Here is a 17,654-nt window from a genome sequence, read left to right on the forward strand (position 1 = left end):
CTTCCTCGTTCGCAGCGAGGAACGCAGACGGGGAACCGGGGGCGGGAGTCGCGGAACTGCGGGGCTATAGCTCAGTTGGTAGAGCGATTGCATGGCATGCAATAGGTCAGGAGTTCGATTCTCCTTAGCTCCACTCCGCACCGGTGGTCCGTGAGTGGTCGTCAGTGTCGCGGGGCTATAGCTCAGTTGGTAGAGCGATTGCATGGCATGCAATAGGTCAGGAGTTCGATTCTCCTTAGCTCCACAGCAGTTCCGCGAGGCCGTCATCCGAAGAGGGTGGCGGCCTTCGGTGTTTTCGCGGGCGGGTGTGGGTGTGGGTGCGGACGAAGGTGCGGATGCCGGCTCGGAGGCTCCGTAACGGATTAGGGCCGGGGGCGCCGACCGTGTACAGTTGGCGATGTCGCCGAGGGAAACCGCAGGTGGCAGCAGCAAGAGCATGGGGCTATAGCTCAGTTGGTAGAGCGATTGCATGGCATGCAATAGGTCAGGAGTTCGATTCTCCTTAGCTCCACAGTAGTCCGAAGGCCGTCCCGGGAGGGGCGGCCTTCGGCCGTTCACCGGACTTCCCTGTCGAGCGGAGGGCGGGGCCGCTACGGTCGTGGCATGGCCGACCTGGTGCGAAAACGGAACGACGAGCTCGCCCGGATACTCCACCAGCTCGGCTGGAGCCCGGAGCGGCTGGCCCGCGAGGTGAACGCGGTGCTCCCGACCGGCATGGCGATCAGCGCCACCGCACCGTACAAGTGGCGTGACCGGGGGATGGTGCCGCGTTCGCCGCACGACCAGACCGTCTGCGAGGTGCTGGCCCGCAGCGTCGGCATCGCCGTCACCTACGAACAGCTCTGGGGACGGATGGGCTCCCACCGGGGCGCGAAGATGCTCTCGCCCCGGCTGCTGACCGACCCGTGGACCGCCGACACCGCGCAGACCGCGCTCCACGAGGCGGGCGCCGACGGTGCACCGGTGCGCCTGACCGACCTGTTCCGCGGCGACGAGCTGGAGCAGGCCGCCCGGCACTGGGCCTCCCCGCCCCCGCCGGTCACCGGTGGGGAGGGTGCGCTGCGGATCGCCCCTGAGCAGCTGGCCGACCTGCGGTTGTCCTACGAGTCCAAGCAGCGCCTGGAGCGCGCCTACGGCGGCGGCCTGATCCTCGACCTGGCCAAGGCCGAACTCGCCATGGTGGGGAAGCTGTTGGAGCTCGGCCGCTACGACGAGCCACTCGGCCGCGAACTGTACGGCGCGGCCAGCCGGCTGGCCCGGCTGGTCGGCTGGGCCAACTACGACATGGGCAACGACGCCGCCGCCCAGCGCGCCTTCGTCGCCGCCCTGCGGGCCGCGCACGTCTCGGGCGACCCGCGGCTCGGTGTCGGCGTGGTCGGCTGCCTCGCCGTCCAGGCCACGTACAACTCCGGCGGGCGGGGGCTCGACCCGGTGGCGATGCTCTCCACCGCGCTGCGCGCTGCCGACGCCGTGCTGACACCGCGCGAGCGGGCCCTGCAACTGGGGCGGATCGCCCGGGCGCACGGCCGCAAGGGGGAGCAGATCAGTGCGGAGGCCGTTGCCGAGCGGGCGTTCCGGGTACTGGAGGGCGTGGAGGGGCACGCGCAGGAACGGGCCGACCTGGAGGGCATGGTCGGCGAGGGCTACCTGCTGCTCGGCGAGCACGAGCAGGCGCGCAGCCTGCTGCTGACCTCGATCGACGCCCTCTCGGAGGAACGGGCCAGGGCCAAGGCGCTGTTGATGGTGCGTCTCGCCGATTCCTACCGGCGCACCGGTGAGCGGGCCGAGGCCGAGCACACCGCCGACCGGGCGCGACTGCTCGCGTCGGGCATGCAGTCGGCGCGGGTGGCCCGGGCCCTGCGGGACTTCGACACCGCGATGCGCGCGGAGGCGTAGCGCCGGGGCGGACGGATCGAGCGGACCGCCCGGGGCGGGCCGGCCAGTTGGAGCTGGGCGGCGGCCGGTCGGGGTTGAGTGGCCGGTTGGGGTTGAGCAGTCGGGCCGGGCTGAGCGGCCGGTAGGGGCCGAGTGGTCGGGCCGGGGGTTGACGTGGTGACGCGAAAGCGGGTTGAGGGGGTGCGGTACCCTGAGCCCATGCGAACTGTGCGCCTGCTTCTTAGCCGGCCGCGCTGACCAGGACCGGCTTGAGGGCCGGAGTCGGCGTGGCGACCCCTCCTGAGGAGGGGCTTTCTGCTTTCTACGGCCTGTTCGCTGACTGATGACGATGGAGCCTGAAGGACCATGAGCGAGACGACCCCCGCTTCCGGCGCGGCCGAAGCCGCCACCGAGCCTTTCCGCTACGGCGCCGCGCTGGCCGCCGAGATCGAGTCCCGCTGGCAGGACCTGTGGGAGAAGGAGGGGACGTTCAACGCCCCCAACCCGACCGGCCCGCTGGCCGACGGGACGTCCGTCGCCACGAAGCCGCACAGCTTCATCATGGACATGTTCCCGTACCCGTCGGGCTCCGGCCTGCACGTGGGCCACCCGCTGGGCTACATCGCCACCGACGTGTACGCCCGCTACCAGCGGATGACCGGCCACAACGTGCTGCACACCCTGGGCTACGACGCCTTCGGCCTGCCCGCCGAGCAGTACGCCGTCCAGTACGGCATCCACCCGCGGGTGTCCACCGAGGACAACATCGCCAACATGCGCAAGCAGCTGCGCCGGCTGGGTCTGGGGCACGACTCGCGCCGCTCGATCTCCACGATCGACCCCGACTACTACCGCTGGACGCAGTGGATCTTCCTGCAGATCTTCAACTCCTGGTACGACGAGGACGCGGCCAAGGCCCGCCCGATCGCCGAACTGGTCGCCCAGTTCGAGTCCGGTGAGCGCGAGGTGCCGGGTGGTCGTGCCTGGGCCGAGCTGTCCGGCGTCGAGCGCGACGAGGTGCTGGGCGAGTACCGGCTGGCGTACTCCAAGGAGGTGCCGGTCAACTGGTGCCCCGGTCTGGGCACCGTGCTGGCCAACGAGGAGGTCACCGCGGACGGCCGCTCCGAGCGCGGCAACTTCCCGGTGTTCAAGTCCAACCTGCGCCAGTGGATGATGCGGATCACCGCCTACGCGGACCGCCTGATCGGCGACCTGGACCTGCTGGACTGGCCCGAGGCGATCAAGCTGCAGCAGCGCAACTGGATCGGCCGGTCCGAGGGCGCCCGGGTCGACTTCACCGTCGGCGGTGACACCGTCACGGTCTTCACCACCCGCCCCGACACCCTGTTCGGCGCCACCTACATGGTGCTGGCACCCGAGCACGCCCTGGTCGACGGCATCGTCCCGGCCGAGTGGCCGGCCGGCACCCGTGAGGAGTGGACCGGCGGCGCCGCCGACCCGGCCGCCGCCGTGGCCACGTACCGGGCGGTCGCCGCCGCCAAGTCCGACGTGGAGCGCCAGGCCGACGCCAAGGTCAAGACCGGCGTGTTCACCGGCGCCTACGCGACCAACCCGGTCAGCGGCGAGCAGATCCCGGTGTTCATCGCCGACTACGTGCTGATGGGCTACGGCACCGGCGCGATCATGGCCGTCCCGGCGCACGACAGCCGCGACTTCGCCTTCGCGCAGGCGTTCAACCTGCCGATGCGCTGCGTCGTCCGGCCCACCGACGGCCGCGGCGAGGACCCGCACACCTGGGACGACGCCTTCGACACCTACGACTCGGTGCTGGTCAACTCCGAGCGTGACGGCATCTCGCTGAACGGCCTGTCCGTGGTCGACGCCAAGGCCCGGATCACCGCCTGGCTGGCCGAGCAGGGCATCGGCGAGGGCACCGTCAACTTCCGCCTGCGCGACTGGCTGTTCAGCCGCCAGCGGTACTGGGGCGAGCCCTTCCCGATCGTCTACGACGAGACCGGCGCGATGCACGCCCTGCCCGAGTCGATGCTGCCGGTCGAGGTCCCCGAGGTCGAGGACTACCTGCCGCACACCTACGACGCCGACGACGCCACCTCCTCGCCGAAGACCCCGCTGTCCCGCAACGAGGACTGGGTCAACGTCGAACTGGACCTGGGCGACGGTCCGAAGACCTACCGCCGCGAGACCAACACCATGCCCAACTGGGCGGGTTCGTGCTGGTACGAGCTGCGCTACATCGACCCGGTCAACTCGACCTCGGTCGTCGACCCCGCCAACGAGGCGTACTGGATGGGCCCGACCGCCGAGAAGCCGGCCGGCGGCGTCGACCTGTACGTCGGCGGCGCCGAGCACGCGGTGCTGCACCTGCTGTACGCCCGCTTCTGGCACAAGGTGCTGCACGACCTGGGCCACGTCTCCTCGGTCGAGCCGTTCCACAAGCTGTTCAACCAGGGCATGATCACCGCCGACGTCTTCCGCGACGACCGGGGCTTCCCGGTGCCCGCCGCCGAGGTCGAGGAGGTCGACGACGAGTTCTTCTGGAACGGCGAGAAGGTCCGCCGCGAGGCGGGCAAGATGGGCAAGTCGCTGAAGAACGCGATCGCCCCGGACGAGTTCGCCGACGAGTACGGCGCGGACACGCTGCGCCTGTACGAGATGTCGATGGGCCCGCTGGACGTCTCCCGCCCCTGGGACGCCCGTGCCGTGATCGGTTCCTACCGCTTCCTGCAGCGGTTGTGGCGCAACATCGTCTCGGAGGTCACCGGCGAGCTGGTGGTCACCGAGGAGGAGCCGGACGAGGCGACGCTGCGCGCGCTGCACAAGGCGATCGACGGCATCCGCGGCGACATGGCGGGCATGCGGTTCAACACCGCCGTGGCCAAGGCCATCGAGCTGAACAACTTCCTGGTGAAGCGCGGCTCCACGCCGCGGTCGGTGGCCGAGCAGATCGTCCTGCTGATCGCCCCGCTGGCGCCGCACATCGCCGAGGAGCTGTGGCGCCGCCTGGGCCACGAGCAGTCGCTGGCCTTCGCGGACTACCCGGTGGCCGATCCGGCGTACGTGGTCGACGAGACCGTGACCTGCGTCGTGCAGATCAAGGGGAAGGTGAAGGCCCGCCTGGAGGTCGCGCCGTCCATCTCGGACGCCGAGCTGGAGGCGCTGGCCCTGGCCGACCCGGCGGTGGTCGCGGCCATCGGCGGAGCCCAGGTGCGCAAGGTCATCGCGCGCGCGCCGAAGCTGGTGAACATCGTCACCGGTTGACGGAACCCCGGCCGGCACGCCGCCGGTCAGGCAGGGTCGGTCGTCCCCTCCGCGGGGCGGCCGGCCCTTCGCCGTTCGCAGGTGGCGAAGGAGTCGGAGGGGGAGTCGTAGGAGGGGGAGGTGGTGGATGGAGGCGGACAAGGTGGCTCCGTTCTTCGTGCGCGTGCACCCTGGGACGTCGGGGTGATCGCTTGGGGGACATCCCTGAGCTGTCCCTGATCTCGGCTCCGAGGAGTGCCTGCGACCTGCTTCCGACCCCTGCTCCGGGCTACGGTGGAAGTCCGGCGGACAAGCGGACCGCACCGGGCGGTTCAGAGCCGGTCACGGGCGGAAGGTGGGCTCCCGATGGAAGCGCTCGGTGTGGTGGTGGCTCTGGTCGCGCTGTTCGGGGTGGTGCTCCTGGTGATGGCCGTGGTCGGGACGGTGAAGGCGGCGAAGGCGGTGGCGGCCAAGGTCGACCGGCACAGCGCCAACGCCCAGCGGGCGATGGAGAACGCGGCGCTGAAGGCGAAGAGCATCGCCAGGCCGGGTGAGCAGGGCCGGATCGCCGCCCTCCGGCTGTCCCTGCGTACCGCGTTGGACTCCACCCGCCAGGTGTTGCAGGCCGGCCTGCCGCAGGACGGTCAACTCGGCGACGCCCTCCAACTGCTGGCCCGACTCGACTCGCACGCGGCGGAACTCGATGCCGAACTCCGCATGATGGAACGCGAGCCGACGAGCGGCCGGGTCGCCGCCAGGCTCCCCGATCTGCGTGAGCGCGCCGAGCGGATCACCCACTCCGCGGACTCCCTGCGCTGGGCCGCCCAGGACCGGATGCGCCGCTTCGCCGACGACGAACTCGCCCGCCTCGGCAAGGAGTGTCAGGACGAGGCCGGCGCCCTGCGCCACTGGACTTCGTCCGAGCCCGCTGCCGCGGACGGAACGGACGCCCCCGGTGCTGCCCCCACCGCGACTTCCGCTGACGCGACTTCCACCGAGGAGCCCGCCGACCGCCGAAAGGGGCTCGGCGCCGGCCGTTCGACCAGCGCAGAGGATCTGCTCGGGCTGGCGGCCGAGCCGCTCTCCCGCCTCGCCGACCGCCTCCGCAAGCCGAACCCGGCGGGCCCCAACCGCCCCTGACCCCGCGTCACGAGACGGTCGCTCTCCGTGCCTGGAGAAGTTACCCGGCGCGTTCGGGGCCAAACCACTGAATAACGAGCGCTGTCATCCCGGCCCGGCGGCGGGTAACCTCCGGCTCATGCCCGGCCACCTCGCACTTGTCACGGATTCCACCGCGTATCTGCCCCAGGAGGCGGTGGACCGGCACCGCATCCGGGTGGTACCGCTCAGCGTCGCGGTGGGCGACGAGGTCTTCGCGGAAGGCGTCGAGATCTCCCCGAAGGACGTCGCGGAGGCTCTGCGGTCCAAGCAGCGGGTGACGACCTCCCGCCCCAGCCCCGAGACCTTCGCCGCCGCCTACCGGGCGGCTGCGGAGGCCGGTGCGCGCGGCATCGTCTCGATCCACCTGTCGGCCGAGCTCTCCGGTACGGCGGAGGCGGCCCAGCTGGCCTCCTCGGCCGTGCCGATCCCGGTCCGGGTGGTCGACAGCCGGCTCGTCGGCATGGCGCTGGGGAGCAGCGTCCTGGCCGCAGCCGAGGTGGCCGCGGCGCTGGACGCGGCCTACGCCGGCTCGGAGCCCGACGCTGCCGCTCCTGCGGGAGAGGGCGGGGCGGATGCCGGCGACACCGAGGCGGACCTCGGTCTGGTGGTCGCCGCAGCCGAGGACCGGGCGTCCGGTACCGCGGGCTTCTTCTACGTCGACACTCTCGAGCACCTGCGGCGAGGGGGGCGGATCGGGACCGCCCAGGCGTTGGTGGGCTCCGCGCTGGCGGTGAAGCCGCTGCTGCACCTGGCCGGGGGGCGGATCGAACCGCTGGAGAAGGTCCGCACGGCCTCCCGGGCGATCGCCCGGCTCGAAGAGATTGCCGTCGAGTACGCCGGACGGCAGCCGGTCGACGTCACCGTGCACCACCTGGCCGCCGCGCACCGGGCCGAACCGCTGGCGGAACGGCTGCGGGAGCGGATCACGGGCCTGAAGGAGCTCTACGTCAGTGAGGTCGGCGCGGTCATCGGGGCGCACGTCGGCCCCGGCCTGCTGGCCGTGGTGGTTTCTCCGATCATCACTCCATCGCACTGAATTCGGCTGTTTTCACTCGTCCGAGTGACAGGAGTTATCCACAGCCCCGAGTTGTCCACAGGGTCGGACGAATTCTCCGACGCCCCGTCCGCGTCGATCTACTGTCCTCGCCATGAGGACCATCACCACCCCCCAAGCCCGTCGACGCCAAGCCGGCGAGGCCGTCCGATCCCGCCTCGGCCGGATCCTCCCGGCCGACCCGCCCCAGGCCCTCGAGCTCTTCGAAGAGCCCGCCAGGGGTGCTGCCAATCCCGCGGTGGCGCAACCGATGCACGGAGCGGGGGCTGAGCCGGACGGGCTGTCGGAGACCGGGCGCAGCACCTCCGGGCCCGCCGGGCCGTCTCGGCCGGAGGGAGCGGCGGAGCCGATGCCGCTGCCGGACAGCAGATCGTTGTCAGCCCCGTCGTCTTCGAGCGTTCTCGCTAGGTACGGCGCGTCCGTGCGCTCCGCCCGTGCCACGAGTCCGCCGCCACCCACAGCCGGTGGGGCCGGTGCCTCCGATCCCGAGCCCGACGGCACGGCAGCCTCCGGCCGGGGGAGAGCCGACTCGCCGTCGGAGCGGGACCCGCCCGCTGGGGCGTCCGCCCGGGGCGAGACCGACCCGCCCCAGCAGCCCGTGCTGCCCCGCTTCCCGTCGCCCGGCTCCGACCGGGCCGATGTGCCGTCGGACCCGGACCTCCCGCCCGAACCTCCGCCGCCCCCGAAGTCCGCCACCGTGCCCCACGTTGTTCCGCCGAGACTGCCCCTGCGGTTGCGCCTCCCAACCGTGTTCGCCCTCGACCGCCGAGCCGTGCTCGGCCTGACCGTCCTGCTCGTCCTCGCCACGGGCTACGCCGTCCAGCACTTCTGGCTCGGCCGACCGCACCCCGTTCCCGTCCCTGCCATCGCCCTGGCCGAAACCGGGCCCGACCGGACCACGGAAGGAGCACCGCCGCCACAACCGACCGATCCGTCCCTCGTCATCGACATCGCCGGGAAAGTCCAACACCCCGGCCTGCGAACCCTCCCCGCGGGTTCACGGGTCGCCGATGCCCTGGCCGCCGCAGGCGGACCGCTCCCCGGTGCCGACACCAGCCTCCTCAACCTCGCCCGCCCACTCACCGACGGAGAGCAGATCCTCGTGGACACCGGCCCCCTGCCCGGAGGCGCGGCCCCGACCGGACCCACCGGCCCCGTGAGCCTCAACCACGCGGGGGCGGAGCAACTCGACTCGCTCCCCGGCGTGGGGCCCACGCTGGCCCAACGCATCCTCCAGTACCGCCTCACCCACGGCCCCTTCCAATCCATCGACCAACTCCGCCACGTCCCCGGTATCGGAGCCCGGAAGTACGAGGACCTCAAACCGCTCCTGACCCTCTGACTTGCCGGCCTTGTGGCCCGCTGGAGCTTCGGGCCAGCCGACCCTCGGGACGGCTGACCTCCCGGACTGCCGTCTCTCCGACCGGGCCGTCCAGCCGCCCGCACCCGGACGCACGGAGGACCGCCCTGCCCTGCGGTACCGGCGGCACCGTGCCCCTGCGGAGGAGGCGTCCCCGCCGCCCGCACCCGCGCTCTGTCCGGGCCCACCCGACGTGGTGAGGCCGCCACGACAACCCCACCCACTGCTCGTTTCCCGGCCCTGCCCGTGCTGATGAGAGGAGGAACCTGTTGCCGGTCACACCAGCCGCCACCCGCCATCGGACCGACTACCGGCTCCTCCTACCGGCCTGCACCGCGTGGGCGGTCACCGCGGCAGTCCTCGGTCTCGCCCCGGACCGGCACCCGGCAGTGCTTGCGGCCGCACTGGTGGCTGCCGCACTCTCCCCGCTCCTGCTCAGGGCCGGCGGGCCTCACCGCCGGGCCCACCGCTTGGCCGCCGCGGTCCTGCTGACCGCCGCCGCGGCGGCCACCACCACCGTCCTGCACACCGCCGACCTGTACCGGGGCCCGCTACCCGCGCTGGCCCGCCCGTCCGTCCCGCCCGCGGTCGCGCCGCCCACCGGCGCAGGGCCGCGGACCGGCGGCGACGAACGGGGCACCGCGGAACCATCCGGTAAGGAGGAGCCCCGGAACGAAGCACCCGCAGCCCCCGAGATCACCGTCGAGCTGACCGTCACGGGCGATCCGAAGCAACACGGCCCGCGCGCCCGGGGCAGCACGCTGTCCCGACCGACCCTGACCGTACCGGCGCTGGTCACCGAAGTCCGGGCCGTCTCCACCCACCACGGCGGCCCAGCACCGCCGCCCACCGCCACCCGCACGCCCGTCACCCTGCTGATCAGATCCCAGGAGGACTACCCGTGGCAGCGGCTGATCCCCTCCACCGGACTGGAACTACGAGCGGAGGTACTGCAGGAACCGTCACCGGCCGCAGGCGGAGCGGGCAGGGTCCACATCGGTACCGCGGCGCTGCTCGTCCCGCAGGGGCCGCCAAGGATCACCACCCCACCGAACCTCCCGCAGCGCTTCGCGGCCCACCTGCGCGAGGGGCTCCGCGACGCCTGCGACCACCTGCCGCCGGACGTCCGCGGGCTGCTCCCCGGGCTGGTGGTGGGAGACGTGTCCCGACTGCCCGACGACCTGTCGGACGCGTTCCGGGCCACCGACCTCGGCCACCTGGTCGCGGTGAGCGGCGCCAACCTGGCGATCGTCCTGGCCGTCCTGGTCGGTGGCGCGCCGAGCGAGCCCGACGCACCCGGCCGCGGCGGTCTGGCCGGGCTGCTGGGCCTCTCGTTCCGCACCACGGCGCTGCTCGGAACCGCGCTGACATTGGCGTTCGTCACCGTCTGCCGCCCCGAGCCGAGCGTGCTCAGAGCCGCCGCCACCGGGCTGATCGGGCTGCTCGCCCTGGCCACCGGCCGCCCCCGGCGAGGGGTACCGGCACTGGCCGGAGCGGTGCTGATCCTGATCCTGGTGGACCCGTACCTGGCCCGCTCGTACGGGTTCCTGCTCTCCTCACTGGCCACCGCCGGGCTGCTGGTGCTCGGCCCGCGGTGGACGGCGGCGCTCCGGGCGCGCCGCTGGCCGCACCACCTGGCATCGGCGGTCGGCGCCACCGCCGCGGCGCAGGCGTTCTGCTCGCCGGTCACCGTCCTGCTCGCACCCCGGGTCAGCCTGGTCGGGGTGCCGTGCAACCTGTTGGCCGAGATCGCGGTGGCCCCCGCCACCCTGCTCGGGTTCGCCGCGCTCGCGATCGCACCGCTTCGGAAGGGGGCGGCGGAGTTCCTGACGGACCTCGCGGCGCTGCCGGCCGGCTGGCTGGTCGCCGTCGCGCGGCGCGGCGCCTCCCTGCCGGGAGCCGAACTCGCCTGGCCCGAAGGGTTGTTCGGCGCGTTCCTGCTGGTCGTGGTGATGGTCTCGCTGGCCTGGGCGGTACCGCCGCTGCTGGCGGGCCACCGCGCCCGCCGGCGCAGGGCCAGAGCACTGGTCGTGCTCACGGTCGCCCTGATGCTGCCGCTGGTCCTGCTGCGCCCGGCCTCCGTCGTCCGACTGGCGACCGGCTGGCCCGTGCCGGGTTGGCGGATGGCGATGTGCGACGTCGGGCAGGGCGACATGACGGTCCTGCCCGTCGAACCGGGAACCGCCGTGGTGGTGGACGCCGGGCCGGACCCTAAGACGGCTGATGCCTGCCTGCGCAGCCTCGGGGTGACCAGGATTCCCGTGCTGATCCTCACCCACTTCCACGCCGACCACGTGGAGGGCACCCCCGGGGTCCTGCGCGGCCGAGCGGTCGGATCGATCGAGGTGACCGGCTCGGACGAGCCGGTCGGTGAGCGCTCCCGGGTGCTCCGGTGGGCGGCGGCCGGCGGCATCCCGGTGGTGCGCGCGCAGCGCGGCGAACGGCGTGCGGCCGGAGCGGAACTGGCCTGGGAAGTCCTGTGGCCGACCTCGCCGTCGGCACCCGAAGCGGAGGGGCCGAACAACTCCAGCATCGCGATCATCGCCGCGCTCGGCCCACCCGACGCTGCGTTGCGGGTCGCCCTGATCGGAGACCTGGAACCTCCGGCCCAGGCCGCGTTGCTGGCACTGGGCGCACCGCCACGGCCTCCGCCCGGGGCCGGGGCTCCGGACCGGCCGTCGGAGCGTGCGCCGACCGGTGGAGGGCCAACTCCCCAGCACGGAAAGGAGGATGGCGGCCTGGCCTTTGCCGGTGGGACCGGGCGAAGCGAGGGTCGGAGCGGGCCGGGACCGCCGGGCGTGGGGAGGGTGGACGTCCTCAAGGTGGCGCACCACGGATCGGCGAACCAGGACTGGGCGTTGATGGCCGCGCTCCGTCCGAGGCTGGCCCTGATCTCCTGCGGGACGGACAACCCGTACGGGCACCCGGCACCACAGACCGTGGCCGGGCTCAGGGCGCTCGGCGCGACGGTGGTCCGGACCGACCGCTCCGGGGACATCGCCGTCCTGGGCGACTCGCGGACCCTGGCGGTGGCGACGCGTTCGAGTCCCGGCCGCGGCTGACCGGGAGCACGGGAACGGGCCCGGCGACCGGCAATCGGCGGCCGGCCGCGGTGGCGGCTGGTGGAGACAGGCAGCGATGGCCGGCAGTGGCGTCCGGGTGGGGCGACCGGGCGGGCGGCCGGTCGTCCGTGGCCGGGCCGGGCCGGTACGGAAACGCCCGCCCGAGTGGGTGGGGTCACCCCGTTCGGGCGGGGCCAAGGAGTGTCGAGGGGAAGGGGGTTGGCCGGTAGGTGGGCGGGGAGAGCGGGACGGAGCGGGCGTCAGCCCTGTTCGCGCCAGCCGTCCTGCTCGGCGACCAACTGGTCGAGTTCGGTCAGCAGCCGGGAGGTCCAGCCTTCGTCCTCGGGGGCCTCGACCACCACCAGCCACTGGGCGTCCTCGGCGTCGTCCTCCCCGGCGAGGGCGTCCCGGACCACCTCGACGTCGCCCAGCTCGGGCCAGCGCGCGCTCAACTCCTCAGCGACCTCCTCCGCCGCATCGCGGTCGGGGAGGACGAGCAACTGACGGTCATTGTTCTCGATCACGCCACCATTCTCCTCAGCGCCGGGGCCGGTGCGGAATCGGCCCCACCCCCCCGGAACGGGTGGACGGACGCGGTTCGGTCCGGGGCGTACGGGCGGGTGCGGGCGGGCGCGAGCGAGCGGGCGGGGACGGCGCGGCGGAGGGGAGGAGCGTGGTGGGAGGGGCTGTCGGCGCGGCGTGCGATCCTGGTAGGCGATGGCCAGGAAGAGTGCACCCGACGACCTGCTCGCCCCGCTGACCGTTGCGGTCGGCCAGGAGGAGCTGCTGCTCGACCGCGCAGTTGCCGAGGTGGTGGCCGCGGCGCGGGCGGCGGATCCGGAGACGGACGTCCGGGACCTCGCGCCGGGTGCCCTGCAGCCGGGCCAGTTGGCGGAACTCACCACGCCCTCGCTCTTCGCGGAGCGGAAGGTCATCGTGGTCAGGGCCGCGCAGGACCTCTCGGCCGATTCGGTCAAGGAGGTCAAGGCTTACCTGGAGTCGCCCGCCGAAGAAGTGATCATGGTGCTGGTGCACGCGGGCGGAGCCAAGGGCAAGGGGCTGCTGGACGCGGCGAAGAAGGCGGGCGCCCGGGAGGTCGCCTGTGCGAAGTTGGCCAAGGCGAACGAGAAGCTGGCCTTCATCCGCAACGAGTTCCGCACCCTGGGGCGGGCCGCCAGCTCCGAGGCGTGCCAGGCGCTGCTGGACTCCCTCGGCAGCGACCTGCGGGAACTGGCCGCCGCGTGCAGCCAGTTGACCGCTGACGTCGAGGGACCGATCGACGAGACGGCGGTCGCCAAGTACTACAGCGGCCGCGCCGAGGCGACGGGTTTCGAGGTGGCCGACCTCGCGGTGACCGGCCGGGCCGCCGAGGCCCTGGAGCGGCTGCGCTGGGCCCTGGCCGTCGGGCAGCCGCCGACCGGCATCACCTACGCGCTCGCTTCCGGCGTCCGCAGCATCGGCCGGCTGGCCTCCGCGGGCCGCAACATGCGCCCCGGTGACCTGGCGCGCGAACTCGGCATGCCGCCCTGGAAGGTGGACCGGGTGCGCCAGCAGATGCGCGGCTGGACCGGGGACGGCGTGGCCGCCGCGCTGACCGCCGTCGCCGAGGCCGACGCCGCGGTGAAGGGCGGCTCCGACGACCCCGCGTACGCGCTCGAACGCGCCGTCGTCGCCGTCGCCCGCGCCTCCCGGGCCGGTTCCCGCCCCTACTAGCCCCCGGCAGGCCGGGGTCTGCCAGCCGTCCGGCCCTCCCGCCTCTTCCCCTGTGATGCCCGCGCGGGCATCACGGTGCACCGGCACGTGGGCACCCCGGCGCACCGGTGTTCAGGTGGGGGAGCCGCCGAGGCCGCGCAGCATGTCGCGGGTGTCGCTGACGAGGGCGCTGCGGATCCGGTCGAGGTCGGGTGCGGTCGTCCGGCCGTCCTGGTAGGAGCCGGACCAGCCGGCGTAGCAGGTCATGCCGCCCTGCCGGACGTAGAGGACCTGGGTGAGGTAGTGCCGTCCGGAGTCGTCGCGGCCCCGGTCGTCCAGGTAGCCGAGGTACGCCTCGTCGCCGAGTTCGGACACGGGGGTGATCAGGTAGTGGCGCTGGGCCAGGCCCTCGCGCTGGGCGCCGAACTCCGGGCGCGGGTCCACCTGGTGATGGAGCTGCACCTGGAGGTAGAGCGAGTAGTGCTCGGGGTCGCCGTCGGTCTGCCGGCGGTACTGGCTGCAGTACATTTCGTCCATCACCCGGTGGCGCGTCGTGTAGTGGTAGGGGCTGCCGGACGGGGACGGGTACAGCCGGGCGAAGGCGGGCAGGGTGGCGGTGGCACACAGGTCGTCGGCGGCCCGGTAGCCGGCCGGTGCGGGGGCGGAGGGTCCGCCGAGGACGCCGCGCACCAGCGGCGGCAGGGTCAGTACGGCGACCGACCACACCGCGGAGGCGAGCAGCGCGCCGCCGACGCCCCACCACACCCCGCGTCCGCGCACCCGCCGTCGGCCCCGCCCGCCGGTGCCGCCCCCGTACCGGGTGCCCCCGTACCGCCCGCCCCCGTGCCGTCCGGCCCGACCGCTCCCGCCCGCCGCGGTCCCGGACCAGTCGGCCCGTCCGGGCGGTGCGGGGGAGGGGGCGTAAGCGGGGCTTCCGGCGGCGGGCCCGTACCCGTACCCGGGCGGGGGAGAGGGCGGGGGCTGGGGGAGCGGAGACGGCGGTGGAGTCGGCATCGTTCCCCTGCGTGGTCGAGCGGGCACGGAAAGTGCCACGCACCCTACTCCCGCGATCCGGCCGGAACCGATTCTGCGCGGGTGTGCCGGTTGACGCCCGTCACCCGTTCGAATGGCCCGGGGGGAGGGGTGGAAGAGGCGGGAGGGGGAGGAGGGGCGGAAGGAGCCGGAAACGCCGACTGCCCGCCCGGGTGACCCGGGCGGGCAGTGGGAGTGAGGTCCCGGAGCCGGGAGCTCTCACCGTGGAGCTGGTGTACCGCACCCGCGTGGCGAACGCAGGCCGCGTGCGGTACGGATCGTGCGGCTCACCGGAATCCGGGTAGAGGGCCGGGAGCTCCGGGAGCGGGGGTCGGCGGTGGCGGGTAGAGGGCCGCGGGTTCACGCCGACCGGGGTGGTGCCGGATCCGGCACCGGGTGCACGGCGGGGCCGTGCGGGAAGAACCTGGATCAGGCGGCGACGTTGACGCGCTTGGTGATCGCCGACTTCTTGTTGGCGGCCTGGTTCTTGTGGATGATGCCCTTGCTGACGGCCTTGTCGAGGGCCTTGGAGGCGGCGCGCGCGAGCTCGGTGGCCTTCTCGGTCTCACCGGCGGCAGCGGCCTCGCGGGCCTTGCGCAGGGCGGTCTTCAGCGAGGACTTGACGGCCTTGTTGCGCAGGCGCGCCTTCTCGTTGGTCTTGTTGCGCTTGATCTGGGACTTGATGTTCGCCACGAAAGAGCCTCAGTCTGTGTGAATCGACGTGAATCGACAGCTAAACGGGTCGCACTCCGGCGCCCTCGGGCCTGCTGAGAGGGCATGCCGAGGGCCGAGTGCAGCGGCCCACGCTACCAGGGCCGCACTGGTCGGCCCAAACCGGACCGTCCGGCCCCGCTCCGGCGGCCCGCCGGACGCCGGTCAGGCGGTGAGCAGCGGTTCGCCGTAGTGCTCGACGGTCGGGAACGGGTCGTAGAAGCGGTGCAGCAGTTCGCGCCACTGCCCGTACTCGGGGGAGCGGCGGAAGCCCTCGGTGTGGTCCTCCAGGGTGTCCCAGCCGACCTGCAGCAGGAAGCGCGAGGTGCCGCCCGCGTCCAGGCAGCGGCGCAGTTCCAGGGAGCGGAAGCCCCGCTGGGCGGCGATCAGCGGGCGGGCCCCGGCGAAGGCGGCGAGGAAGGCGTCCTCCTGGCCGGGGAGGACGTCGAGCAGGGCGCTTTCCAAGATCATGGAGGGATCCTCCCGCACACCCGCTCGGGCGGGAAGGACCGAGGGCCGTTCGGCATGGGAGGATGGACGGAACCATATTGATCGGATCAGAAATCGGACCAAGGTGCCCGCGACCCCCAGCAACGTGCCAGAGCCCAGCCGTACTGACCCGGCGGTGATCCGCAACTTCTGCATCATCGCCCACATCGACCACGGCAAGTCGACGCTCGCCGACCGGATGCTGCAGATCACCGGCGTGGTGGACCCCCGGCAGATGCGCGCCCAGTACCTCGACCGGATGGACATCGAGCGCGAGCGCGGCATCACCATCAAGTCCCAGGCCGTCCGCCTCCCGTGGGCGCCCCGGTCCGGTGAGAACGCGGGCACGACGCACATCCTCAACATGATCGACACCCCCGGCCACGTGGACTTCACGTACGAGGTGTCCCGCTCCCTCGCGGCCTGCGAGGGAACCATCCTGGTGGTCGACGCCGCCCAGGGCATCGAGGCGCAGACCCTCGCCAACCTGTACCTGGCGCTGGAGAACGACCTCACGATCATCCCCGTGCTCAACAAGATCGACCTGCCGGCCGCCCAGCCGGAGAAGTACGCCGCCGAGATCGCGCACATCATCGGCTGCGACCCGGACGACGTGCTGAAGGTCTCCGCGAAGACCGGCCTCGGCGTCGAGGACCTGCTCGACCACGTGGTCGAGAAGATCCCGGCCCCGGTCGGCGTCAAGGACGCCCCGGCCCGCGCGATGATCTTCGACTCGGTGTACGACGCCTACCGCGGCGTGGTCACCTACGTGCGAGTGGTGGACGGCCAGCTCACCAAGCGCGAGCGGATCGCGATGATGTCCACCGGCGCGACCCACGAGCTGCTGGAGATCGGCGTCATCTCGCCCGAGCCGAAGGTCGCCGACGGCCTCGGCGTCGGCGAGGTGGGCTACATCATCACCGGTGTGAAGGACGTCCGGCAGTCCAAGGTCGGCGACACCATCACCTCGCAGCACAAGGGCGCCACCGAGGCCCTCGGCGGCTACAAGGACCCGCGCCCGATGGTGTTCTCCGGCCTCTACCCGCTGGACGGCTCGGACTACCCGCTGCTGCGCGACGCGCTGGACAAGCTGCGGCTGAACGACGCCGCGCTGGTCTACGAGCCGGAGACCTCGGTCGCGCTCGGCTTCGGCTACCGCTGCGGCTTCCTCGGCCTGCTGCACCTGGAGATCATCCGGGAGCGCCTGGAGCGCGAGTTCAACCTCGACCTGATCTCCACCGCCCCGAACGTGATCTACCGGGTGATCATGGAGGACGGCACCGAGCACACCGTCACCAACCCGAGCGAGTTCCCCACCGGCAAGATCGCCGAGGTGTACGAGCCGGTGGTGCGCGGCACCATCCTCGCCCCGAACGAGTTCGTCGGCGCGATCATGGAGCTCTGCCAGACCCGCCGCGGCACCCTCCAGGGCATGGACTACCTCTCCGAGGACCGGGTGGAGCTGCGCTACACCCTCCCGCTGGCCGAGATCGTCTTCGACTTCTTCGACCAGCTGAAGTCCAAGACCCGCGGCTACGCCTCGCTCGACTACGAGCCCATCGGCGAGCAGTCCGCCAACCTGGTCAAGGTCGACATCCTGCTGCACGGCGACGCGGTGGACGCGTTCTCCGCGATCGTGCACAAGGACAAGGCGTACAACTACGGCGTGATGATGGCCGGCAAGCTGCAGAAGCTGATCCCGCGCCAGCAGTTCGAGGTGCCGATCCAGGCCGCGATCGGCTCCCGGGTGATCGCCCGCGAGACGGTCCGGGCGATCCGCAAGGACGTCCTCGCCAAGTGCTACGGCGGTGACATCTCGCGCAAGCGCAAGCTGCTGGAGAAGCAGAAGGAAGGCAAGAAGCGGATGAAGATGGTCGGCCGGGTGGAGGTTCCGCAGGAAGCCTTCATCGCCGCGCTGTCGACGGACGCGGAGGCCCCGAAGGAGAAGAAGTAGCTCCGGGCACGGGCGTACGACGGCGGGCCGGCACCTCCCCCGAAC

12 protein-coding genes and 3 tRNA genes are annotated in these 17,654 nt (G+C 72.4%); 11 read left to right on the forward strand and 4 right to left on the reverse strand.

The window, feature by feature from the left end; genetic code table 11:
- Positions 1-60: 60 nt before the first annotated feature.
- From ACFUEL_RS06355 to ACFUEL_RS06395, 9 genes are all read left to right on the forward strand, one after another.
- Positions 61-133: transfer RNA gene (locus ACFUEL_RS06355), tRNA-Ala, on the forward strand.
- A gap of 38 nt (positions 134-171) precedes the next feature.
- Positions 172-244, forward strand: a tRNA-Ala gene (locus ACFUEL_RS06360).
- A gap of 194 nt (positions 245-438) precedes the next feature.
- Positions 439-511: transfer RNA gene (locus ACFUEL_RS06365), tRNA-Ala, on the forward strand.
- Positions 512-603: 92 nt separating this feature from the next.
- A complete protein-coding gene (locus ACFUEL_RS06370) occupies positions 604-1,896 on the forward strand; it encodes a hypothetical protein (protein ID WP_380234865.1) in 1,293 nt (430 codons plus the stop codon).
- A 345-nt stretch (positions 1,897-2,241) separates the two neighbouring features.
- Positions 2,242-5,115: a leucine--tRNA ligase gene (gene leuS / locus ACFUEL_RS06375; protein ID WP_380234866.1), complete on the forward strand. Its 2,874-nt coding sequence runs from the start codon at positions 2,242-2,244 to the stop codon at positions 5,113-5,115.
- A 345-nt stretch (positions 5,116-5,460) separates the two neighbouring features.
- Positions 5,461-6,234: a hypothetical protein gene (locus ACFUEL_RS06380; RefSeq protein ID WP_380234868.1), complete on the forward strand. Its 774-nt coding sequence runs from the start codon at positions 5,461-5,463 to the stop codon at positions 6,232-6,234.
- Positions 6,235-6,352: 118 nt separating this feature from the next.
- Positions 6,353-7,291, forward strand: a complete 939-nt coding sequence (locus ACFUEL_RS06385; protein ID WP_380234869.1) for a DegV family protein — start codon at positions 6,353-6,355, stop codon at positions 7,289-7,291.
- Positions 7,292-8,042: 751 nt separating this feature from the next.
- A complete protein-coding gene (locus ACFUEL_RS06390) occupies positions 8,043-8,651 on the forward strand; it encodes a helix-hairpin-helix domain-containing protein (RefSeq protein ID WP_380234870.1) in 609 nt (202 codons plus the stop codon).
- A 287-nt stretch (positions 8,652-8,938) separates the two neighbouring features.
- Positions 8,939-11,731 carry a ComEC/Rec2 family competence protein gene (locus tag ACFUEL_RS06395; protein WP_380234871.1) on the forward strand — a complete coding sequence of 931 codons (2,793 nt, stop codon included), beginning with the start codon at positions 8,939-8,941 and terminating at the stop codon, positions 11,729-11,731.
- Positions 11,732-11,991: 260 nt separating this feature from the next.
- Here ACFUEL_RS06395 and ACFUEL_RS06400 read toward each other — a convergent pair whose 3' ends face one another.
- The gene (locus ACFUEL_RS06400) at positions 11,992-12,255 is read right to left on the reverse strand and encodes a hypothetical protein (RefSeq protein ID WP_380234872.1); all 264 of its coding nucleotides are present in this window, start codon (positions 12,253-12,255) and stop codon (positions 11,992-11,994) included.
- Positions 12,256-12,448: 193 nt separating this feature from the next.
- Here ACFUEL_RS06400 and holA point away from each other — a divergent pair, with 193 nt between their 5' ends.
- Positions 12,449-13,444, forward strand: a complete 996-nt coding sequence (holA, locus tag ACFUEL_RS06405) for a DNA polymerase III subunit delta (protein ID WP_380234874.1) — start codon at positions 12,449-12,451, stop codon at positions 13,442-13,444.
- A 111-nt stretch (positions 13,445-13,555) separates the two neighbouring features.
- On the opposite strand, the gene ACFUEL_RS06410 is transcribed toward holA, so the two are convergent.
- The 3 genes from ACFUEL_RS06410 to ACFUEL_RS06420 form a co-directional block, all read right to left on the reverse strand.
- On the reverse strand, positions 13,556-14,203 hold the full coding sequence (locus tag ACFUEL_RS06410) for a hypothetical protein (protein ID WP_380234875.1): 648 nt from the start codon (positions 14,201-14,203) through the stop codon (positions 13,556-13,558).
- Between the two features lie 681 nt (positions 14,204-14,884).
- Positions 14,885-15,148 carry a 30S ribosomal protein S20 gene (rpsT, locus tag ACFUEL_RS06415; protein WP_380234876.1) on the reverse strand — a complete coding sequence of 88 codons (264 nt, stop codon included), beginning with the start codon at positions 15,146-15,148 and terminating at the stop codon, positions 14,885-14,887.
- Positions 15,149-15,331: 183 nt separating this feature from the next.
- Positions 15,332-15,637: an antibiotic biosynthesis monooxygenase family protein gene (locus tag ACFUEL_RS06420; protein WP_380234877.1), complete on the reverse strand. Its 306-nt coding sequence runs from the start codon at positions 15,635-15,637 to the stop codon at positions 15,332-15,334.
- Positions 15,638-15,740: 103 nt separating this feature from the next.
- Between ACFUEL_RS06420 and lepA the strand changes: the two genes are divergently transcribed.
- A complete protein-coding gene (lepA, locus tag ACFUEL_RS06425; protein WP_380234878.1) occupies positions 15,741-17,609 on the forward strand; it encodes a translation elongation factor 4 in 1,869 nt (622 codons plus the stop codon).
- Positions 17,610-17,654 lie beyond the last annotated feature (45 nt).

It is taken from the genome of Kitasatospora sp. NPDC057198 (genome assembly GCF_042670125.1).
In the GTDB taxonomy this organism is placed as follows: domain Bacteria; phylum Actinomycetota; class Actinomycetes; order Streptomycetales; family Streptomycetaceae; genus Kitasatospora.